At 27.7% G+C, this 21368-nt stretch carries 21 protein-coding genes and 1 riboswitch; of the genes, 13 read left to right on the forward strand and 8 right to left on the reverse strand.

All coding sequences use genetic code 11. The features are described from left to right. Positions 1 to 37: 37 nt before the first annotated feature. Positions 38 to 109: riboswitch (Fluoride riboswitch) on the reverse strand. A gap of 40 nt (positions 110 to 149) precedes the next feature. After that, positions 150 to 944, reverse strand: coding sequence for a hypothetical protein (locus tag ACZ5SO_RS00945; RefSeq protein ID WP_464626149.1), 795 nt, complete (start codon positions 942 to 944; stop codon positions 150 to 152). Positions 945 to 1228: 284 nt separating this feature from the next. Here ACZ5SO_RS00945 and ACZ5SO_RS00950 point away from each other — a divergent pair, with 284 nt between their 5' ends. The 3 genes from ACZ5SO_RS00950 to ACZ5SO_RS00960 all read left to right on the forward strand — a co-directional run bounded on the left by ACZ5SO_RS00950 (position 1229) and on the right by ACZ5SO_RS00960 (position 3477). Beyond that, the gene (locus tag ACZ5SO_RS00950; RefSeq protein WP_464626151.1) at positions 1229 to 1978 is read left to right on the forward strand and encodes a Rossmann-like domain-containing protein; all 750 of its coding nucleotides are present in this window, start codon (positions 1229 to 1231) and stop codon (positions 1976 to 1978) included. Between the two features lie 114 nt (positions 1979 to 2092). Then, positions 2093 to 2920, forward strand: coding sequence for a GGDEF domain-containing protein (locus tag ACZ5SO_RS00955; protein ID WP_464626153.1), 828 nt, complete (start codon positions 2093 to 2095; stop codon positions 2918 to 2920). A 191-nt stretch (positions 2921 to 3111) separates the two neighbouring features. Next, on the forward strand, positions 3112 to 3477 hold the full coding sequence (locus tag ACZ5SO_RS00960) for a DUF7670 domain-containing protein (RefSeq protein ID WP_464626155.1): 366 nt from the start codon (positions 3112 to 3114) through the stop codon (positions 3475 to 3477). Positions 3478 to 3520: 43 nt separating this feature from the next. Here the strand turns inward: ACZ5SO_RS00960 and ACZ5SO_RS00965 are convergent, their stop codons facing one another. Next, positions 3521 to 5860, reverse strand: coding sequence for a TIM-barrel domain-containing protein (locus ACZ5SO_RS00965; protein WP_464626157.1), 2340 nt, complete (start codon positions 5858 to 5860; stop codon positions 3521 to 3523). A 419-nt stretch (positions 5861 to 6279) separates the two neighbouring features. Between ACZ5SO_RS00965 and ACZ5SO_RS00970 the strand changes: the two genes are divergently transcribed. The 6 genes from ACZ5SO_RS00970 to ACZ5SO_RS00995 all read left to right on the forward strand — a co-directional run bounded on the left by ACZ5SO_RS00970 (position 6280) and on the right by ACZ5SO_RS00995 (position 11668). Then, positions 6280 to 7533, forward strand: coding sequence for an ABC transporter substrate-binding protein (locus ACZ5SO_RS00970; protein ID WP_464626159.1), 1254 nt, complete (start codon positions 6280 to 6282; stop codon positions 7531 to 7533). Between the two features lie 383 nt (positions 7534 to 7916). Then, complete coding sequence (locus tag ACZ5SO_RS00975; protein ID WP_464626160.1) at positions 7917 to 8354, forward strand: IS110 family transposase; 438 nt, start codon at positions 7917 to 7919, stop codon at positions 8352 to 8354. Positions 8355 to 8572: 218 nt separating this feature from the next. Further along, positions 8573 to 9031: a transposase gene (locus tag ACZ5SO_RS00980; RefSeq protein WP_464626162.1), complete on the forward strand. Its 459-nt coding sequence runs from the start codon at positions 8573 to 8575 to the stop codon at positions 9029 to 9031. 77 nt (positions 9032 to 9108) lie between these two features. Continuing rightward, entirely contained in the window at positions 9109 to 10002 is an 894-nt protein-coding gene (locus ACZ5SO_RS00985) for a carbohydrate ABC transporter permease (RefSeq protein ID WP_464626164.1), read from the forward strand. After that, entirely contained in the window at positions 9999 to 10838 is an 840-nt protein-coding gene (locus ACZ5SO_RS00990) for a carbohydrate ABC transporter permease (RefSeq protein WP_464626166.1), read from the forward strand. The genes ACZ5SO_RS00985 and ACZ5SO_RS00990 overlap by 4 nt, the downstream gene beginning before the upstream one ends. An 8-nt stretch (positions 10839 to 10846) precedes the next feature. Then, positions 10847 to 11668: an MBL fold metallo-hydrolase gene (locus ACZ5SO_RS00995; RefSeq protein ID WP_464626168.1), complete on the forward strand. Its 822-nt coding sequence runs from the start codon at positions 10847 to 10849 to the stop codon at positions 11666 to 11668. Positions 11669 to 12051: 383 nt separating this feature from the next. Here ACZ5SO_RS00995 and ACZ5SO_RS01000 read toward each other — a convergent pair whose 3' ends face one another. The 3 genes from ACZ5SO_RS01000 to ACZ5SO_RS01010 all read right to left on the reverse strand — a co-directional run bounded on the left by ACZ5SO_RS01000 (position 12052) and on the right by ACZ5SO_RS01010 (position 15491). Then, on the reverse strand, positions 12052 to 13059 hold the full coding sequence (locus ACZ5SO_RS01000) for a LacI family DNA-binding transcriptional regulator (RefSeq protein WP_464626170.1): 1008 nt from the start codon (positions 13057 to 13059) through the stop codon (positions 12052 to 12054). A 434-nt stretch (positions 13060 to 13493) separates the two neighbouring features. Beyond that, complete coding sequence (locus tag ACZ5SO_RS01005) at positions 13494 to 14291, reverse strand: MurR/RpiR family transcriptional regulator (RefSeq protein WP_464626172.1); 798 nt, start codon at positions 14289 to 14291, stop codon at positions 13494 to 13496. Beyond that, on the reverse strand, positions 14292 to 15491 hold the full coding sequence (locus ACZ5SO_RS01010; RefSeq protein WP_464626174.1) for a YbfB/YjiJ family MFS transporter: 1200 nt from the start codon (positions 15489 to 15491) through the stop codon (positions 14292 to 14294). It lies immediately after the preceding gene. 623 nt (positions 15492 to 16114) lie between these two features. On the opposite strand from ACZ5SO_RS01010, the gene ACZ5SO_RS01015 reads away from it, so the two are divergent. Continuing rightward, positions 16115 to 17947, forward strand: coding sequence for an IS1634 family transposase (locus ACZ5SO_RS01015; protein WP_464626176.1), 1833 nt, complete (start codon positions 16115 to 16117; stop codon positions 17945 to 17947). Between the two features lie 345 nt (positions 17948 to 18292). Here the strand turns inward: ACZ5SO_RS01015 and ACZ5SO_RS01020 are convergent, their stop codons facing one another. From ACZ5SO_RS01020 to ACZ5SO_RS01030, 3 genes are read right to left on the reverse strand one after another with little or no spacing between them, the layout of a single operon-like run. Next, positions 18293 to 18493, reverse strand: coding sequence for a hypothetical protein (locus ACZ5SO_RS01020; RefSeq protein ID WP_464626178.1), 201 nt, complete (start codon positions 18491 to 18493; stop codon positions 18293 to 18295). 4 nt (positions 18494 to 18497) lie between these two features. After that, positions 18498 to 18674 (reverse strand): hypothetical protein, encoded by a 177-nt coding sequence (locus tag ACZ5SO_RS01025; protein WP_464626180.1) that lies wholly within the window; start codon positions 18672 to 18674, stop codon positions 18498 to 18500. 28 nt (positions 18675 to 18702) lie between these two features. After that, entirely contained in the window at positions 18703 to 18855 is a 153-nt protein-coding gene (locus tag ACZ5SO_RS01030) for a hypothetical protein (protein WP_464626182.1), read from the reverse strand. A gap of 265 nt (positions 18856 to 19120) precedes the next feature. Between ACZ5SO_RS01030 and ACZ5SO_RS01035 the strand changes: the two genes are divergently transcribed. The 3 genes from ACZ5SO_RS01035 to ACZ5SO_RS01045 all read left to right on the forward strand — a co-directional run bounded on the left by ACZ5SO_RS01035 (position 19121) and on the right by ACZ5SO_RS01045 (position 21255). Then, positions 19121 to 19594, forward strand: a complete 474-nt coding sequence (locus ACZ5SO_RS01035) for a helix-turn-helix domain-containing protein (RefSeq protein WP_464627825.1) — start codon at positions 19121 to 19123, stop codon at positions 19592 to 19594. Further along, a complete protein-coding gene (locus ACZ5SO_RS01040; RefSeq protein ID WP_464626183.1) occupies positions 19540 to 20292 on the forward strand; it encodes an ISL3 family transposase in 753 nt (250 codons plus the stop codon). The genes ACZ5SO_RS01035 and ACZ5SO_RS01040 overlap by 55 nt, the downstream gene beginning before the upstream one ends. Positions 20293 to 20682: 390 nt before the next feature. Beyond that, positions 20683 to 21255: a TetR/AcrR family transcriptional regulator gene (locus tag ACZ5SO_RS01045; protein ID WP_464626184.1), complete on the forward strand. Its 573-nt coding sequence runs from the start codon at positions 20683 to 20685 to the stop codon at positions 21253 to 21255. The last annotated feature ends 113 nt before the right edge of the window (positions 21256 to 21368 follow it).

The raw sequence follows: 21368 nt of genomic DNA on the forward strand, positions 1-21368 counted from the left end.
AATTCTCCTTTTGGAGCAAAAAAAAGATGCCCCTGCTACATTAACAGAAGTCATCAGCTAATAGCAGTTTGGATATAAATCCAGGGAGACGTTCATTCCCTTTGAAAGTTATAATATAAAAATACACTAAAAAAGACAAGCTAGATAAATTAGTTTGTCTTTTCTGTTTTTTTTAAAGTTAAAACAGCAAGCTTTAATAATGGGTGAGACTTAGATAGTTTTTCTTTCATTGCAGGGAAGGATCCTGTTAAAAGATTAACTGCTAAAGGTGTGTTATTATTTTCTATAGCAAGTCTAGAAAGTCTGATAATAAAAGAAAAACGTTCTTCATCAGTAAAGTCTAATGACATAGACCTAGCTTTATGGAAAATTTCTAAATATGATAGATATGCTTTTTCAACCATTCCATTTCTTTCATAGAATAGGGCAATAGCAATTAAAATATTAGAAAGCTCTTCAGTATTGTGGTCTTTTTCAATGGCTGAAGTATATGATTGAAGAAGAAAATTAAGTTCTTCATCTTTGTTTTTGTATACTTGAGCTAATGCTGCCCTAAATAAGCAGTATTGAGGATATAAAGGATTAAGCTCATGAAAAGTAAATTCAGTAGCTATTTTTTTTGCTTCGGCAATATTTCCATTTTTTAAATATGCTAGTCCTAAGTTAATTATTACTTTACTCTTTGTAGCAACATCACTTGATGTTTTGACAAGATCAAATAATTCTTTAGCAATATCTAAAGCTTCTTCCAACTCCTCTTCTTCAATATAGAGATCGAATAATTTAAGTGAAGTAGAAATATAAATTTGACTAGTCGGGCCTGCAGTATTAAAGGCATCTGATTTGGCATGTTCTAATTGAAATATACTTTCTTGTCTTTTAGCAAACTCTTTTAAATTTGATTTATCTCTTGCTAGTACTAAATATTTTTTATAATTTTCCACTATTTATATTCCTTCTTATGCTATTAAGATAATAAGAGGTTAGTTTTTTTTCAATAATAAATTATAAAATATTGTTATTTAATTATCATTTAATAGCTTATTCTTTTTTTTGTTAATAAGCCTTCTGTGTGAATTTCTCATTAAGTAATTTATTTTACATATTAAGTCAAGTAAACCTTTTATTGATTTCTTTTCTATTAAGTCAATTAGATGGTTAGATTTTATGAGTTTCTGACATTTGTTTTTTTATTGCTTAATGTATTTTTTAGTGGTATTTTAAATATATGATAAATTTTGATGAGAGAATTATAGAGTTGTTTAGTGAACAAGCAAAGCAAAATGTTGTTGATACTATTAATATAGGGCTTGGTTATACAGCTGTAGTTTTAAAAAATAATCAATGTGGGGTATGTTGTACTTTATTAGATAGCAATAAGGGGTGTAGTGTTTATAAAATTGAAGAAGATTTTGAAAATAGATCTTGTTATGATTTATTAATCTCTCTTAAAAGAAATAAAGATTTTATAAGTCGATCTATTGTAATAGCTATGGTAAATGCCCTCACACAAGATTATGCTAATAGATTTAGTGAAGATAATAATACTCTCTTTGAAGACTTACGTGTGAATGATAATGGTAAACTTGCTATGATTGGGTATTTCAAACCTATCGTAGATGAAGCTAAAGAAAAGCGTGTTTCTGTTATATCTTATGATATTGGTAAACATATAGGAGATGAAGAGGTTTTCTATTCTTTTGTTAAGCATGAAGCTGATGCTTTAATTATTACAGCAACAAGTTTTATAAATAATACGTTTTACCAAATATGTGAAAGAATTAAAGGGTATGATAAAAAAGTAGCAATTTTAGGCCCTTCAACTATCATGAATGAAGCTCTTTACAAAGACACTAATGTCACTATTTTAGGAGGGACGCAAGTTTTAGATGTTCCTAATGTCTTAAAAGCTATTAGAAATGGGAAGGGAACAAAAGTTATTCATAAATTTTCGAAGAAAATATATACCAGATTTTAATCCATTCAAAATTGTATTTATATCTAAATATTAATTTTTTGTTTATATTTTGTAATTTCTTTTATTTTATGGAAACTATTGGTATAATGAATTAAAGGTTAGGGGAAGTTGTTTATGTTGAGTGAATTATTTATCATTGCTGGTATTTTATTGTTAATTGGATGTCTTTATCTTTTTGGCTTGTTTAGAAAAGAGGAGAAAACTGAGTTTGGAGTTATTTCTAAAAAAATTAGTGTAATTAATAATATTTTCCATATTTTAATTTTTTCGTTTTTAATAGGTTATTGTGCAATCTTTTATTTTGTTTCAAAAGTTCAACATCCTGATTCATTTATTATTATTTTATCGCAAATACTTTTCTGGGGTGCTGTTTTCGTTGTTGTAACGATAGTGATGTTAAAAATTATGTTAGTATATATTATTAAGACAAAATTGAATCAGGTTGATCAATTGACTCTTTTGAATACTAAAATGGCTGGAAATTGTAAAATAGATGAATTGTTAACCAAAGCTCAAACTCCAATATATTTAGCGATTTTAGATTTAGATAACTTTAAAGAATTAAACGATATTTATGGTCATATTATTGGAGATGAAGTATTAGTAAAAGTCGCTAAGATTATAAAGTCTTATATTAGAGAAGATGAAGTTGCTTGTCGTTTCGGTGGTGATGAGTTTGTCATAGGGTTCCAAAATCGAGAGAAGAATGAAGTTGTAGATATTCTTGAAAAGATTAAAACAAAAGTATTTGATTTTGCTAAACAATATCCTAAAGCTAAAATGAGCGTTAGTGCCGGCTTGACTTGTGGTGTTGGTCAAGGTGCTGGTGGTAAAAATACTTATAAAGAGATGATGTTGAATGCAGATAAAGCTTTATATCATGTAAAGAAAAATGGTAAAGATGATATTCATATGTATTCAGATAATATTTTGCACAAATAATTTAGGTAATTGATTTGTTTTATCATGAGTAGATTGTTCATTTATAAGTAAAAAAACTTTTTGGTTATACTATTAAAAAATATAAGTTATGAAATGCATGATAAATTATGGAAATATATAATAAATAATTAGTTTTGTGTTGTTTTACTTTTTGGCAAATTTATCGAGAGTATATTTTATTTGGAGGCTAAATGGACAGTCTAAAAAATAATAAATTGCTGAAAATTATTGCAGTGATTTCAAAAATACTAGGGCTATTTATTGTTGTGTTTTTTATAATAAATTTTATAGGAAACTTTATTGGTCACTCAAGTCAATTTGGAATTGAAGACTATTTAAAATTAATTTTTATTCCAGAAATTTATGCCGTTGGAGCATTTATTGCTTTAAAAAAAGAAGTTCTAGGCAGTATTATTATGATTTTTTCATTGATCATATTTAATATTGTATCTTATATAATTGAAAAAAATATAAATCATTTTGATTTTATTATTTTTTTAATTCCAAGTGTTATTTTATTATTTATTAGTTACATAAAAAAGAAAGAAAATAAATAGGGTAAAAAAATAACTACAAATTATTCTTTTACCCTGTTTTTTTTTAAGCTAATAATAATTCAATTATTGCGTTATATAAATCTTCATTTAAATTTAAACTAGTTAAATTTGACAAGATTGAATTTAGATTATTTTCTTGTAAAATCTTAAATATTTTATCTTTTAATCTAATTTTCATTTCACAACGATCTAATAGTTCTCTAAAACTTTCAATCTTATCTATTTTATCTAAATTTATTTCAGAGAATGTAATTTTTGTATTTGAATTTATATCAATGTCTTTAATAGTTATAGTTAGTTCTTTTTTATTGTCGTCATATGAAGAGGTACTATAGATTTCAGTGTTATTATTGTAAACTTTGAAACTAGTATTTTTCATTCCAACAAATGTTATTTTATAATCCCTAACTTTAGGTATTAGCTCTAATGTTCCCAAACTTTTTTCAATTATAAATTCTTTGGATGAATAATTGTTTATAAATTTGGTCGTAACATTTTTGTTTTCTTTGTAATTCTCACTAATGTTATCATCTTCATATAATACAAATTCGCCATTATCACCCATGTAACATCTTATATCTAGTGATTTAGGATTGATATCTGCTCTTTGTTCATCAGTTAAGATTATTATATTTCCTTCTTTAACTAGTACTGGGATAGCTTCTATAGGTCTATACATTTTAATAGTTCTGTTTCCAGAATATCTTCTAGAAGTAAAGAAGTCATAATAATTACCTTCAGGTAACCAAACAGAAGTTGATGCCATACCTAATAACTTTATTTGTTTAGTTACGATAGGAGAGACAATCATAGATTGACCAAAATAATATTGAGTTTCAATATTATAAGCTTCTTCCTTTTCTCCATGATAATAATACATTGGGCGAATTAATGGAGTGTCGTTTTTCCAAGCTTCATAGTTCATTGTGTAAAGATATGGAACAAGTTGATGTCTAAGTCTCAAGAAATTGTTCATTGTTTCATGAGTTTCTTTGTTAAATCTCCAAGGCTCTTTCCCATTAAAGATTTCGTTACTACTATGGAGTCTCATAATAGGGGAGAATACTCCATATTGAGTCCATCTTGCCATTAAATCATTATCTTTGTAACCACCCATGTGTCCACCGATATCATGAGACCACCAACCATAACCAATATTAGATGCACAGTTAGTAAATTTAGGTTGGAAAGCTAATGATTCCCAAGTAATGTATGTATCCCCAGAAAAACCAATAGGGTATCTGTGTGAACCAACACCTGCATATCTTGAGAAAATTATTGGACGTTTATTGTCTTTTTTATTTGCATTAAATCTATGATAGTTCAAAATCCAAAGTGGATCTAAACCTTCGACTCTAGATGTGTTTCCTTGTTGCCAGTCAATCCACCAAAAATCAATTCCATCATTTTCTAAAGGTTCTAAGATGATTGTTTGAAGTGAATCTAGATATTTCTTACTTCCTGCATCAAATAGAACGGCTTCGTTATTTTTTATATTCATAGCTTCAGCCATTTTATCATAGTTGTCTTCAAATGATCTAATTCCTTCGGCAGGGTGATCATTTAATGTAACTTTTAGTGCTCTTCTATGTAATTCTTCAAGGAATTCCTTTGGATCTGGAAATAAATCTTTATTCCAAGTATACCCTGTCCAGCCACTACCAAAGCTCTTATCAATGTCTACTAAATGCCAGTCCATATCTATTACAGCAACAGAAAAAGGAATGTCCTCTTCTTTGAATCTATCAAGAAGTTCTAAATAACTTTGAGTTGTGTATTTATAATATCTACTCCACCAGTTTCCAAGTGTGTAACGTGGTATCATAGGTGTTTTTCCAGTTAATTTATAAAAATCTTTTAAACCTTCTAAATATCGATGATTATATCCGAAGAAATAAATATCTTTGGCGTCCTTTTCTTTTCTTGGTTTAAAGAAGTCATCTTCTAATAACATGCTAGTAGAGTCATCGATTACTGAAAAACCTCGTTTAGAAAAAATCCCATCTTCTAATTCGATTTCTCCATCTGCTTCATCTAAAGTTCTTGCTGTTCCTTTCAAAGTCTTTATTTTATCACCATAATTATATTTGTTATGATAAAGTTCTTCAGATTGTGTTAAGGAGATTTTAAGACCTAAAGAGGTGAATTCTTTACCATTTGTTTCCACTAAAAGGGCTTTTGTTTTAATTTCTAAAAAATCATTTGCTTGATGGATTGAATAATTAACAGGGGAGAAGTCTCTATTAACTACCATTTGAGTTTTACTATCAACAAAAGATTTTGTAGGAGAATATTCAATTCTTACAAGAGAATCAGTTAAAAAAGTTATTCTTTGATTTTTAAAATAAATTGAATTATTTTGTTGTTTAAATTGTGCTTCCATAGTTGTACCTCTTTGGTATATTAATTAGTTTATCGATAAACGTCAAGATTAATATAAGAAATTTTCAAACTACAAAACACCTTCTTTTTATTGTTAATTAGAATTATGGGATAATTTATATTAGTATAGATATTATACTCTTGATTTTGTATTTATTTCATAAATAATTGCATTCTATGCTATAACTAGATTCGATTTTTGATGTCATCTTTTTAAGCCTTTTTTCTATTTTGATTTCTGATATTTTGCAATATTTACTTTTGCAAGTTTGATATAAACATAACATATAAATAATTTCAAAAACTATTCATTTCTATTTATTTTTAACACTCATCTAAAAATAGATCTGTGAAAAAAAACTTGACATTTAACGTTAAAGTATTTAGTATAATTTTATAAACAAGTAAAAGGAGTAAGTAATGGAAAAACGTTGTTTTTTATTTTTAACAGTATTATTGTTAGTTTCCTCTATGCTAATTGCGCAAGCAAGTAAAGAATCTGACTCGGAAGCTAAGGACAAACAGGTTCAGATTGAATATTTCAATATGAAAAGTGAAACAAAGGAGATAATGGACGAAATAATTGCCGACTTTGAAAATGAAAATCCTAATATTAAGGTAATTCAAACTAGTACACCCGATGCTGAAACTGTTTTTAAAACTCGATTGGCTAGCAGAGATATTCCTGATGTTACGAATGTATATCCAGCAAGTTCTCTCTATAAAGAATATTATAGAGAAGGATTTTTAATGAATCTTGATGGACAAGATTTTTTAAACCAAGTCCCGGATGATGTTTTACGGTTATCACAAGCTGACAATGAAAATTATTCTTTACCTATGACATTAAGTGTTTATGGTCTGTATATTAGAACCGATTTACTCGAAAAATATGGACTAAATGAGCCAACTACTTATGATGAGTTAATTCATGTTTGTGAAGTTTTACAAGATAATGGGATTATACCAATATCTTTTTCAGATAAAGCAACTTGGACTATTGGACAAATTCTTGAAAGATTAATTGGTGTTATTAATAATGATAGTGATACTGAATTTAGAAAAATTGCAAATGGTGAATTAAATGTATTAGATTCACCAAGCTTAAATACATTTGCGAAAATGATGGTTGAATTACATAAGTATAGTTATGATGATACTATGGCTGTTTCTTATGAAGATTCACTTGCTGATGTTGCAAATGGCAAATGTGCAATGGTTATTATGGGAAGTTGGGCTTTAGGTACTATGGCAACAGCTAATCCAAATATTGATTCACAAATAAATTTAATTCCTTTTCCTAATCCAACTGGAGGTAAAACGAATGTCCCAATAAATGTTGATACTGCTTTCTCTGTTTCAACCGCTACTGAAAATCAGGAAGCGAGTTTGAAATTTTTGGAATTTTTATCTACAACACCAGTTGCACAAAAGTATGCTGATTTAGAAAAAACCCCAAATATTATTAAGGGAGTAAATTATAATGTTGAACCACATAGACTCTTATTAGATTATTTAAATAATGGTGACATTTTTATTGCTCCTGGTACAATTTGGCCTGTTGGGTTACGAGATCAATTAAAAGTACCTGCACAGCAACTATATATTGACGGTGATATTGACTCTTTCTTGATAGAAAGTGGAAAGATTATAGGAGAATATTATAATAACTAAAATTAGATTTATAATAAAGACTTTATGGTAGGTAAGGTTTCCTTATCTACCTCTATTAGTTTTATGTAATAAGCAATTGACATGGTACTGGTATTATAGACCAGTTATTATTAGGAGGAGTGATAAAAAGGTAAATAGCAGGTAGTTGAACCAATATTCCTATAGTGTGTTAAAATATATGGCACACAACTGAGGAATGGCCAAGACTTTAACTCGACATGTTTTACTAGTCCAAGAATATGAGACTGTTTTGGAGAATGAGGAGTTTTAGTCGTATCAATCACTGGTCCACTTACTGAGACCGAATAGGAGAATGGAACAACTACCGAACAGAGAGCCATTTTTGATTTTGTGTATAAAAAAATAAATGCAAGGAGATAAGAATGGTTAACTGGGAAAACAAAACTGTTAGCGTAGGAATTGATTTGCATAAGACTCAATTTACAGTTTGTGCAATAACATCAACGAAAGAGATTCTATTTGAGAAAGTGTATCAAACTAACGATGAAGGTTATAAGGCTTTCATTAGTGAATGTCACACTCTAGAAGACAAGTATGGTGCACATGTATCAATGGCAATAGAAGCTACTTCTAATGCTAGATACTTTAGAAACTTAATGCAGAAAGAAGGCTTTTTTACACTTGTTATTAATACTTTAAAATTTAAGGTTGTAACATTAAGTGCTAAAAAGACAGATAAAAGAGATGCTTTTACAATAGCTGAGTTTTTACGAAAAGATATGTTACATGAAAGCTATCTATGCGATCAAGAAACAGAGGAGCTTAGAAAACTTATCTGTGAAAGAGCTGATTTAGTTTAACCTCTAGTAAGAACTAAAAATAGAATACATAATATGATGTTAGGGTATGGGATAGTAACAACTGCCACTCAATTTCAAAGCAAGAAAAAGAGACTGCTTCTTCTAAAAGGTCTCGAAGACCACGCTTTGATTTAAGAAGAGGACAGTCTCTACCTTAAATAGTTTCATTCAAACTTTAGAAATTTTGGATGAACAAGTTACGGCTTTAGAGGCATTAATTGAAGAGGAATGTACAAGAAGATGAAGATGTTCAATTACTAAAAACTATTGTAGGTGTAGGTAAAATAACAGCTACAACCATTAGAGCATATGCCCATGATATAAATAGATTTGCAACTTACAAACAGCTTACAGCATATTGTGGACTCACTCCTTTTGTAAAGTTTTCAAATGAGAAAGAATTTACCACACATATAACAAAGAATGGACCTGTAGAGTTAAGAACTGCAATGGTACAAGCTGTAATGGGTATGCTTCGTCTACAAAGATCATTAAGATATTTGTCGCTAATTAATGATTATAAAAGAATGAAGAAAAACAAAGGTAGTGGGAAAAGTATAATTGCCTTTGCACTAAACTTTAGTAGAGTAATTTATGCAATTCTAAAGAAGAAAAAGCCTTTTGATATGAATAAATTAATAGGTGATTTTAATAAGCGACAAGCAGAAGCTGTATAGCTTCTAATAAAGAAAAATGGAGAAATTAGGTTATGGTTTTCTGTGAAAAAACTATTGGCCTTTTATAGGAGATATAAATGGAAGAAGCTTTAAAGGGGAAGAAAATGTTTTGGAATAAATCTAGGACTTTTGTTTTATTTGTTTTACCAGGACTTTCTTTTTATATATTTTTTGCAATCGTACCAATAATAATGGGAATTAGATATAGTTTTACAGATTGGAACGGGTTTAGTATGCATTATAATAATATAGGACTTAATAATTATTTTAAAATATTTTCAGATTCTAGTTTTCTTGGTGCATTAAATTTTACATTTCGATATACTTTTGCTTTAATAGTTTTAGTTACTGCTTTTAGTTTGTTAGTTGCTGTAGTTTTAAATTCAAATATTAAAGCAAGAACTTTTTTTAGAGCTTTATTTTTTTTCCCAGCTGTTTTAAGTATGTTAACGTTGGGATTAATTTTCAATCAAATTTATTTTAGGGTGCTTCCAGCTATTGCTAAAACTACTGGGATTTCTTTTCTTAATGGGGTGCTGTCATCACCTAATAAAGCTTTTTGGGGTGTTTTGTTTGTTCAAGTTTGGCAAGGAATTGCGATTCCGACAGTTCTGTTTTTGGCTAGTTTGCAAACTATTCCAATAGATCAGATAGAAGCAGCTACAGTTGAAGGGGCTGGAAGTTTTAAGATTTTTACAAAAATCAAAATTCCTTATTTATTTCCAACCTTAACTGTTGTTCTTATATTAACTCTTAAAGCAGGTATTTTAGTTTTTGATAATATTATGGCAATGACTGAAGGAGGCCCGGCTGGATCTACAATAAGTGTTGCTTTTATAATTTATCGACATGGATTTGCTGAACAAAAATTTAGTTATAGTATTGCTGAGTCTATTTTTTTAGGAATAATTATTTGTTTAATTTCTGCATTACAAATTAAAATTAATAATAGGAAGAAGGTAAATTTATGATAAATAAACAGAATAAATTAACATTAATAATGCTTTATACTTTTCTTTTAGTTGGTTCAATTTTAATTCTCCTTCCTCTTTATATTACTTTAATTACTCCTTTTAAAACAATGGCAGAAAATTCTATGAGTTTTTTTAGTTTGCCAAAAACTTTTTATTTGGATAATGTAAAAAGTGTTGTGACTTCACCTAGATACTACATCGCTTTTGTAAATACTGTTTATGTAACAGTTGGAACATTAACTTTAGGAGTTTTATTTCATCCAATGATGAGTTATGCAATTTCTAGGTCGATAAAGACAAAACGTTCTTATAGATTGCTTTATTATTTTCTTTTAGCTGGTATTTTTATTCCTTTCCAAGTTAAAATGATGCCTTTAGTTATACAAATGAGTAGATTAGGTTTATTAAGTACGCATGGTTTAATTTTTGTTGCAACAGGGGGTTCGACATGTGAGGCCGTTTTTTTGTACGTGGGGTATTTAAATTCTATTCCACCAGCAATGGAAGATGCAGCATATATAGATGGTGCATCAACGAGGGTAACTTTTTATCAAATTATCTTTCCACTAATGAAACCTATTATTGTCACCATTATAATAAAGAATGGCCTCTGGATGTGGAATGACTTTATGATGCCACTTATAATATTGAACAGAACTTGGAACAATTGGACTTTAACCTTATTTCAATATAATTTTAAATCACAATATACTACAGATTATAGTTTATCTTTTGCTGCTTTTTTAATGTCACTGTTTCCTGTTGTTATAGGATATGTTTTTCTTCAGAAACATATAATTGGTGGTCTTACTAATGGAGCTATTAAAAATTAGGGGGTAATATGAAATTAAAATATTTAGGAACTGCTGCAGCGGAAGGAATCCCTGCATTATTTTGTAATTGTGATATTTGTAAAAAATCCAGAGAGTTAGGGGGAAAGAATCTTAGATCACGCTCGCAAGCAATTATTGACAACTCTTTACTGATTGATTTTTCGCCAGATACTTTTTATCACGTTCAAAGGAATAATATTGATTTACTATCTATTACTGAATTAATTATTACTCATTCGCATTTTGATCATTTTTATCCTCAAGATTTAATATATAGATATCCACCTTATTCATATGGTGTAAATAAATGTTTAAATATATATGGGAATAATAAAGTTAAATCATTTTTTGATAAGAAAATGGAGAAGGTTGGGGCCATCCCTGAAGGTATTTTAAAATATAATTATGTTCCACCTTTTATTCCTTTTATAGCAAAAGACTATATAGTATATCCCATAATTGCAAATCATGATAAAAGTGAAGATTGTTATATTTATTTAATAGAAAATAATAATAAAAAAATATTATATGCTCATGATACTGGCCAATTGTGTGAAGAATCTATTAATTTTTTGGATAATAAAACATGTGATTTAGTGAGTTTAGATTGTACTATGGGGTTAGATAACGATGGAAACAATCATCTTGGTTTAAAAGATGTTGATATATTTGTTGATAAATTAAGAAAGCATGGTATTATTTGTGATAAAACAAAAATTGTAGTTAATCATTTTTCTCATAATGGAAAGATGCTTCATCATGAATTGGAAGAGTATGTTAAAGATAAAAATTATATTGTTGCTTATGATGGTTTGGAAATTGAAATTTGATTCTTAAAATTTAATATTATTTATTTTTGTGTGATTACAGTTGATACACTTAAAATATAGTATTTATTGAATAACTTAAGATAGTATCAACTTTATTTTTTTATTGTATTATAAGATAAGCAATTAGATTGAAGATGTTCCATTTTGATTAACTTGATATGCTCATAAAATTGTTGTGGTTTATTTTATTATAAACATTCGGTTATGTAAGATTAATAATTAAAGTTCGTCAAACTATCCAAAATGAGTTGTTATAATTAAAAGTAGTAATAATTATTAAATGTTACCTTTATGCTTAGGGTTTTGATATTGCGTTATATTAGATTTTATAAAATAAAATTGCCTAACAATACAGGCTAGATTAGGATGAAATTAATAGCTATTTAATTTAATTGAGACACTGAATCTTTTTCGACTAGTACCACATCTAATAGTATTTTATTCGGTAATTTATTTTTGTTTTCGATTTTATCAAATAGCAAAGAAATTGCAATTTCAGCTTTATTATTTATTCCTTGATCAACAGAAGTTAATTTAGGATAGCAATAATTAGATATAGTGAGATTGTCATAGCCAATAACTGATAAATCTTCTGGAATCTTATATCCTTTTGCCCTAGCTCCATCAATTATTCCAATAGCAACAATATCTGCTGTGGTTATTGCAGCTGTAATTTTTTTTGTGTCACAGATGGCTTTTCCAATAGCAATACCACTTTCAAATGAAATATCTGAAATAAAGTAGTTTTCTTTTTTGCATTTTAAATTTGCTTGTTTTAATGCTTTTTCATAACCTTGATATCGTAAATCCATAATTTTGTTTGTTCTACTTGGAGCAACAAAGGCTATTTCTTTATGGCCTTTATTTATAAGATGTTGAGTTGCTAAATATGTGCCTTTAGAATCATCAATATTTATAATTAAAGCTTGATCATTTTCTTGGTATGAATCAATAAAAACTATTTTTGTCGAGACTTTTTTTAATAATTGATTTATATTTATATCACTTTTAGGGAATAAAAAGATTGCCCCTTCAACATTCCAACTGTTAAGGAATGCTACTGTATCATCAAGAGTATTTACACTTCTTATCATTGTGAAATATCCTCTATTTTTTAGATTGTTCTCTAAAATGCCAACAATCTGAGCTGTGTAAGGATCTGAAAAAAGGCTATTATTATGATAAACTAGAGGAACAATGATTGCTATCAATTTTGATGATTGTCCTCTTAAATTCCTAGCCGATAAGTTTGGTGTATAATTGCAGTCCTTTATAATTGCATTGACTTTTTCAACTGTTTTTTTTGATACTTTAGAGTATTCTTTGTTTATTACATTAGATACTGTCATTCTGCTAACGCCAGCTAATTCTGCAATTTCTTTTAATGTCATATTTTTCCCTATACTACTCTGTATTTTTATTGTCCTAAAAATGAAAGTGACCTGTGAATAAAATTTGTAAAATAAATAACAATCATTTTTATAAGTCTATTTTATATAGTATTGTATGATATATATGTTAAAGATTCAATTTTATTCGTGTGTAAGAATTTATAATATTAATATATGTTTATAGAACCATTAAATTATATAGGATTATACTAAATATTGTAAGGTTCCGTCAACATTCTAATTTCTTAATTACCTTGAAGAGTTTAAGGTTAATTGAAATATCAAATGTTGCTTTATCAGTATTTAATGAGAGTATTTGAACTATATAAAAAATTAAAGTAAATAATATGAAAATTGTGTTATAAAAGCTAAAAGACTCATAGTTAAATAAATTATTTAGTTTATAATGAAATAAGTTTTTACCTTAACGATATTTAATTAACTTTTTTCAAATATTTTGGAATTTTGTTTACTAGTATTTCTATTAGAGATAATTGATTAATACTTGGCAAAGTAAAATATGGCCCAGTTACTTCATTTGTTGGAACTTTAGTGAATAAAAAAATATCAGCAGGGACAGATTTCTTTATAGCAATATTACTACTTATTAAAATTGTAAAATTCCCATTTTCTTTGGCTCTTTTTATACCCATTAGAACTTCATTTGTTTCTCCTGAGTTAGTTAAACCAATTATAATTGAGTTTTTTTGGAGACTTAAGCAAAGCCTTTCAATTTCAACTCTATCAGAGTGAGAACTTGCAGGAATAGATAAAAGATGTAAAGTATCTGCTAATATCAATGATACACCTCTTGATGCTGCGAGGCCAATTATATAACTATGGCTACATTCTGCTATTTTTTTAGCAACAATATTTATGTCTTCTTCATTTAGAGAATCATAAGTATTTTTTATGCTGTTAGAAATATTGTTAATTATTATTTTTTGTTTAACAGTAAAAGAATCATCCGTCTCCATTTGTTTATAAAGGCTTCTTTCTTTTGTAATTAACTGAGGAATAAGAGAAGATTTAAAATCAAGGTATCCATTAAAGCCACAAGTTCTACAAAATCTTAGAATTGTATTATCACTAAGGCCTACTTTTTCAGCCAAGGCTCTCATAGATAAAAGAATTACCTCATCTGGATTAGTTAGGATAAATTTAGCTACTATTTTTTCAGACGAACTAAATGTAGAGTACTTATGTGTTATTTCTTTTAATATATTTTTCAACTAAGTTTCCTTTTTTTGATTTTTAAAGAATTTTGAATAAAAGATGAGTGAAGTTAAAGTTGCTAGTAAGCATATAATGAACACTAATTTAAATGAATTAGTATAATCTCGAATTACACCTCCAGTATATACTCCAATGATTTGGCCTAGGGCATGGATAAGTGTAATTTTTCCCATGTAAACAGACGATAAGTGTGTTGTTCTTTTTACGATAATCTGTCCAAATATTGTTAAATAGCCAAAGAAGCATAACCCAAAAAACATTGAAGCTAAAAACATACCTTTAACTGATTTTGTTACAACTGTAATTAAAATTGCTAGAAGTATTATGGCATAATTATAAAATAAAATCTGTATTTTTTTACTTATATCAATCCATTTGCCCCAAAAAAAACTACTAAAAATTGAACAACCCCCAAAAATTATCCAGACTATTAATGAATTTGCATCATTACTCATTTCTGATGTGTATGCAACAATATAGTTTGTAAAACTAGCATATGAAAATCCAAACAAAGCATATGCGATAGTTAAATTCCTAAATATAGGGTTTATTACCAATTCTCTCCATATTTTAATATCTTGGTGATTAATCTTATTAAATCTATCATTTTGATTATTTTTGGTGTTTCTAACTTTTACCAAAGAATTTAGGGGAATTAATATAATTGCAGTAACGGCTGCAATAATCCAGACTAAATAGATATTGGATAGTGTATCATTTTTGTGTAAAATATATATAAATAATGAAATTAAAAAAATTCCAGTACCAGCCCCTGATAAAATTGCCCCTAGAGTCTTTCCAAAATTATTTTTATCAAAGTTATGATTTATGATTTGGAATATATTTACATATAGAGAAGCAGAAGCCGCTCCCATAAGGAAGCCTGAAAAACATAAGATTTCATAATTTGTAAATTTATAAAATAGTAAAAAGGAAATAGCTATAAATAATAGCATGAAGATAGTAACAAGTTTTTCTTTAAATAGATAAGAGACTATCCCTCCAAGGTATGAAAATATAAGGTAACCACAAATGATAAAGCCACCAATTGTTCCAATCTGAATATATGAAAAATGTAATACATTATACATATATGGAATTGTTAACGAAAAAAGAAATCTACCAAATCCTAATGCTGTTAGTATGTTCATAAAACAGAGAAAAGTTATAATCTTTTTTGATTTTAAACAATCCATCTTTACCTTCTTTACATTGTTGTGATACAAACGCTATATTTTTGATTGATAATATAGCATTTGCTATATTGAGTTATATAAATTATATTGTCAAGGGTGTTAATTATTATAAATAAAGAAATAATTAATAGTTTATTTTATAAAAAAGAAAGCTATATAAAAATGGTCTGCACCCAATTTAGTTGACACTTTAGGAACCACTGCTTCCTAAATAGTAAAGTACTGTTTTTAGTATTTTAGCACTATTTCTTATAGTCTCAATTCTGGGTTATATATAATTGGCAAAGTTCCTTAAGGATTTTTTTCTAATCTTTCTATTGGAGTTTGCTACTTAAATCCTTTTTTCTTTCTAACTAAATTATACATTCTGTATAAACCATTGAGTTTTAGCTAAAACTATTTCAGCTTTTACTTGTCTGTTTTTAAAGTTTTTCTTCCCAAATTCTGTATAAAAAGCTTCCACACTTTTAATGTTCACCCTAGCAACTATCAGAAAATAAATCCTTACTCATAAGGAGTTGGATCTTTTTTTTAACTTTTTTATAAACATTTTTCTTTAGACTAATAAAGACTATTTACATTTAATTAGAGTTGTGATATAATTTTAGTAAATTGAGGTAATTATGTTTGTTAAGAAAAGTAAGAATACAAAAGGTAGAGTAAGTTTAAGTATTGCTCAAAGTTACACTACTGAAGATGGCAAAAACAGATCTAAGACAATTAAGTATTTAGGATATTTAGATGATCTAGAAAAAGAATATGATGACCCCATTGCTCATTTTAAAAAAGTTGCTGCTCAAATGACTAAAGCATATAAAGAAGAACATGCTCCTTTTCTTATGAAGATAGATCCTAGTACAAAACTTTCAAAAATTTCACCAGATAAGTTATATACTAGAAAAAATATTGGTTATGCAGCATTATCTCAAATTTATCATGAATTAGAAATTGATTATTTCATTAACAACAGAAGAAGATACACTAAAGCTGAATATAATCATAATGCTATCTTCAAACTGTTAGTATTTGATAGGATATTAAATCCTTCCTCAAAGAGAGAATCTTTTTTCCATAAAGATTTTTACTTTGATAAAATGGATTTTACATTAGAAGATACATATAAAGCTCTTGATTTCTTTAATAAACATTCTACAGATATGATTAAAAGCATCAATAGGCAAATTGAAAAACAATATAAAAGAGATACTACCTTAGTTTTTTATGATGTTACTAATTATTATTTTGAAGTAGATGATATTGATGATGATAATGATTACAGAAAAAAGGGAGTTTCTAAAGAACATAGACCAAACCCTATTATCCAAATGGGTTTGTTTATGGATGAGAAAGGACTTCCAATAACTTATGGTATTTATCCAGGTAATACTAATGATTGTAAAACATTAATACCTTCCCTTATGGATATTAGATATGACTATGGTATGAAAGATTTAATTGTTGTTGCTGATAAAGGTATGATGAGTGGAGACAATTTAACTAGAATCAAATTACAAAAGAATGGCTATGTAATTAGTCTTTCTGTTAGAGGAACTAAGGTTACTGATAAATTTAAAAAATACGTGTTAGCTAAAGACAATTGGAATGAAGAGTACACAAAATATGCATCAGATGGAAAGACTGTATTATTTAAAATGAAATCTCAAATTAGTCCTAGAGTTATTTCCGTTCATTCTTTAAAAGATGGTAGTGTTACAAAACAATCAATTAATGAAAAACAGATAATAATTTATAGTAAAAAATATGCTGATAAAGCTAAAAGGGATAGAAGAAGAGCTATAGAGAAAGCATTATCAAAAGTTGGGACTAGTAACAAATCTAATAAGTACGGTAGTGACAAATATATAGTAGAACAATTCTTAGATGAAAATAATAATGTTATTAAGTTTAAAAAGAATAATTTATTTGATTATGAGAAGTTAAAAGAAGAAGAAAAGTATGATGGCTATTATGCAATAGCTACCAATGTTATTGGATTAGAAGAAAGAGAAAGGCCTTTTAGGGGTAAGAGTAAATACACCTATGATGGTTTTTTAAAACTAAATAAAACAGTAACAGATAAAGATATTCTAGATATGTATAAAGGTTTATGGAAAATTGAAGAAACATTTAAGGTTACTAAATCTCAATTAAAAACAAGACCTGTATATGTATCAACAACAGAACATATAAAAGCGCATTTTCTAACTTGTTATATAGCATTAGTAATATTGAGACTAATAGAATACAGGTTAGGATGGGAATATTCATCAAAGAGATTAACGAAATCGATGAAATTAGCATCAGGAACATTAATTGAAAGTGGGTATTATGCTTTTGATTATTATGATGAAATACTAGAAAAATTGGGTAATGAATTAGATATTGACTTCTCTAAAAAGTATTTAAAGCTTAATCAAATAAAGAAAATAATAGGAAAAACAAAGAAAAAACTTTAGTGTCTTAAACTTTTAGTAAATATGTGAGCCTAATAATTCTTAGTAGATAAGAACTTAGGCTCTTTTTATTCTCTGTTAAGTTGAAAAGACAGGTTATAAATAAAGAAATAATTAATAGTTTATTTTATAAAAAAGAAAGCTATATAAAAATGGTCTGCACCCAATTTAGTTGACACTTTAGGAACCACTGCTTCCTAAATAGTAAAGTACTGTTTTTAGTATTTTAGCACTATTTCTTATAGTCTCAATTCTGGGTTATATATAATTGGCAAAGTTCCTTAAGGATTTTTTTCTAATCTTTCTATTGGAGTTTGCTACTTAAATCCTTTTTTCTTTCTAACTAAATTATACATTCTGTATAAACCATTGAGTTTTAGCTAAAACTATTTCAGCTTTTACTTGTCTGTTTTTAAAGTTTTTCTTCCCAAATTCTGTATAAAAAGCTTCTGTTTTTATTATTGAATTCAATGATTCTTCTGCTGCATTATCATAGCAATTTCCAACAGAAACACTCATTCTAGCATTAAGCTTTTTCATTAAATCCATATAACTATTGTTTACATAGCTGGTACCTGCAACAAGAGTGAATTATACATCTATTTAAATCATATTTGCTTGAAAGATTTAATAATGTATTTACACATAGATCACTATTAGGACTATCACTAATTCTCCAAACAACTACTTCTCTATTAAATAGATCTATAATAGTATTCAAGTAATACATCTTTTCTAAGCAATATAAATAAGTAATATCAACAACATTCCTTTTTTCTAGGTGTACCACTAAAGAAGTTTTGTTTTATCAAATCTTTAGGTTTCCCCACCTTCATTTCTTTTCTTCTTTTATATTGTAAAGGTGTCCATTTTTTTACTCTAACATGCGATAACAAGTTGTTTTCCTTCATTAAACGAAGAATTCGACCTTCTCCAACTTCTATGTTTAAAGCTTCATTTACACTCTTCTTTCATTGGCCTATGTCCAATTGCATAAGATGTTATGATTACTAATGGTTTTAGTAAAAATCAAATTGCGAACTATTATTGACGTGACCATTAATCGGTATCAACAATGTAAAAATAAAAAGTTGGGAATTAATTACAAATTCCAGTAATATTAAAGAACTTTTTATTCATGTAGAACCATATATAAAAGAGCAGAATAAATGCCCAATCTGTGGAAAAAAATTACCAGGATACGACAAAAATAATACTTTACGAAAATGGAGATCTTTAGATGTTGGAACTATTGCTGTATATGTTTTAGCAAGTACTAATCGAGTAACTTGTCCAGATCATGGTGTTATAACTGCAGCAGTTCCTTGGGCTAGGCATAACTCTAGATTTACTAAAGATTTTGAAAATCAAGTAGCCTGGTTAGCTTTTAATTTAAGCAAGAAAACATTATCAGAGTTTATGGGTGTTTCTTGGAATACTGTTGGTGATATTATTAATAGAGTATTATGGGATATTGCTCCTAATTATGAAGATAGGTTTAACAATTTAGTTAATATTGGAATTGATGAAACTAGCTATAAAAAAGGACATAATTATATTACAACAGTTGTAAATAACGATGATAGTACAGTTATATGGCAGAGGAAGGACATAATCAAAAAACTTTATCTAAATTCTTTGAATATTTAAGTCCAGAACAGAGAGCCTCTATTAAGACTGTTAGTGGTGATGGAGCTAGATGGATAAAGGCTTGTCTAGATAAATATATTCCTAATGCAGAGCGTTGTATTAATCCTTTTCATGCTATCTCTTGGGCGCAAGTTGCACTTGATGATGTAAGAAAAGCTGCCTCCCAAAGAGCAAAAGTAATACTTGAACAGAAAGAAGGGGAAATGAAGAAACGAGGTAGAGGTAGGCCTAAAAAAGGTGATGAAAAACCAATAGATGAATCAAAGATTATTAAAAATTCTAAATTTGCCTTACGCAAGAACCCTGAAAACTTAACAAAAAATCAGAGAGAAAAATTGGAAATGATAAAGCTTAATGATAATCAATTATATAGAGCATATAGGCTAAAAGAAGAGCTTAGATTTATATTCAAGCTTGATGATATGGATGAAGTAAAAGAACATTTAGATTCATGGTTATCTTGGGCTAGAAGATGTAGAATACAAAGTTTTGTAGCTTTAGGAAGGAAAATAAAACGACACTATGATGCTATTATGGCAACTAGAACATACAAAATTAGTAATGCAAAAACTGAGGCTTTAAATAACAAAATAAAACTCTGTATTAGAAGAGCTTACGGGTTTAGAAACATAAATAATTTACTCAATTCAGTACTTTTGGTTTGTAAGAAAATCCTGTTTCTTCAATTATTTCAGTAATACTCTTCCCTTGATTTGCTAAATCTCTTATTTTACATATATGGGACATTGTAAGCATCTTCTATTCTCTCCTCTATTTTTTTGACTTTAAACAGAGGTTAACGGGCAAAAGGATTTGTTTACAAGTCCCTTTGCTATTTTATTGGAATTCCCATGCTCAAGAGATGGAATTTACTTGCAAATCAATTGGACTTTCAGAGTATTATATACATTCAATAAAAAATAATTTAATTTGAAATGGATCTCAGCTTTATATTTGTAATCTCTTCTTTTGGTTATTAGGGTAATTATGTTTTTATATCAATGTTATCTTTATTTAAAATTATAGTATTGACTATAATAATTAATTATAGTAAACACTATAATTGTAGATTGAAATTGGAGAAGATAATGAGAAAACAAGAGACAAGGATTAAAATTCTAAAGACAGCAGAAAGGCTATTCGCAAAAGAAGGATATGATGGGGTAGCAACAAAAAAAATTGCAAATGAAGCTGGTATTACTGAGATGACTTTGTTTAATCATTTTAAAAGTAAAGAATTATTGTATAAAACTATTATAAAAGAAAGATATTTATCTATTAAAATAGAACTTGTTTTTTCTAAGTTAACATATGTAGATTTGGAAAAAGACTTAATAATTATTGCTAATAAAATTATTTCTAATTTTAATGATAACCGGGAAATTTTATTAATGAAATTGAGAGAAAAAAGTAGCTTACATGAAGATGATACTTATGATTTAATAAATGATCCTGTTTTAAAACAAATAGTTCCCATTTTTAAAATTTATGAAGAAAAACAATTACTTAATATTAGTGGTGAAAAAGCTGCAATGTATTTCATACTCAATCTAAAAGGTAGTTTTCATCTTTTAGTACTAGAAAATCAAAACCAAGAATATATTATGTCGTTAATCAAAGAAAATATTCATATTTTTTGTAATGGAATAAATAAAAAATAATAAACCTGAATCCGTATAGATTTCAAAATAAATAAAATATATTAACATATGTATAGTAAATTATAGAATAAAATAGCCCCTTATGTTACAATTAAATTACTACAAAACAAGTA

It is taken from the genome of Pleomorphochaeta naphthae, assembly GCF_055396005.1.

Coding starts and splice junctions, on each gene's coding strand:
- ACZ5SO_RS00950 (WP_464626151.1), top strand. CDS start 1,229: ATGATAAATTTTGATGAGAGAATTATAGAGTTGTTTAGTGAACAAGCA.
- ACZ5SO_RS00955 (WP_464626153.1), top strand. CDS start 2,093: ATGTTGAGTGAATTATTTATCATTGCTGGTATTTTATTGTTAATTGGA.
- ACZ5SO_RS00960 (WP_464626155.1), top strand. CDS start 3,112: ATGGACAGTCTAAAAAATAATAAATTGCTGAAAATTATTGCAGTGATT.
- ACZ5SO_RS00965 (WP_464626157.1), bottom strand. CDS start 5,860: ATGGAAGCACAATTTAAACAACAAAATAATTCAATTTATTTTAAAAAT.
- ACZ5SO_RS00970 (WP_464626159.1), top strand. CDS start 6,280: ATGGAAAAACGTTGTTTTTTATTTTTAACAGTATTATTGTTAGTTTCC.
- ACZ5SO_RS00975 (WP_464626160.1), top strand. CDS start 7,917: ATGGTTAACTGGGAAAACAAAACTGTTAGCGTAGGAATTGATTTGCAT.
- ACZ5SO_RS00985 (WP_464626164.1), top strand. CDS start 9,109: ATGGAAGAAGCTTTAAAGGGGAAGAAAATGTTTTGGAATAAATCTAGG.
- ACZ5SO_RS00990 (WP_464626166.1), top strand. CDS start 9,999: ATGATAAATAAACAGAATAAATTAACATTAATAATGCTTTATACTTTT.
- ACZ5SO_RS00995 (WP_464626168.1), top strand. CDS start 10,847: ATGAAATTAAAATATTTAGGAACTGCTGCAGCGGAAGGAATCCCTGCA.
- ACZ5SO_RS01000 (WP_464626170.1), bottom strand. CDS start 13,059: ATGACATTAAAAGAAATTGCAGAATTAGCTGGCGTTAGCAGAATGACA.
- ACZ5SO_RS01010 (WP_464626174.1), bottom strand. CDS start 15,491: ATGGATTGTTTAAAATCAAAAAAGATTATAACTTTTCTCTGTTTTATG.
- ACZ5SO_RS01015 (WP_464626176.1), top strand. CDS start 16,115: ATGTTTGTTAAGAAAAGTAAGAATACAAAAGGTAGAGTAAGTTTAAGT.
- ACZ5SO_RS01020 (WP_464626178.1), bottom strand. CDS start 18,493: ATGGATTTAATGAAAAAGCTTAATGCTAGAATGAGTGTTTCTGTTGGA.
- ACZ5SO_RS01025 (WP_464626180.1), bottom strand. CDS start 18,674: ATGTATTACTTGAATACTATTATAGATCTATTTAATAGAGAAGTAGTT.
- ACZ5SO_RS01030 (WP_464626182.1), bottom strand. CDS start 18,855: ATGAAGGAAAACAACTTGTTATCGCATGTTAGAGTAAAAAAATGGACA.
- ACZ5SO_RS01040 (WP_464626183.1), top strand. CDS start 19,540: ATGGCAGAGGAAGGACATAATCAAAAAACTTTATCTAAATTCTTTGAA.
- ACZ5SO_RS01045 (WP_464626184.1), top strand. CDS start 20,683: ATGAGAAAACAAGAGACAAGGATTAAAATTCTAAAGACAGCAGAAAGG.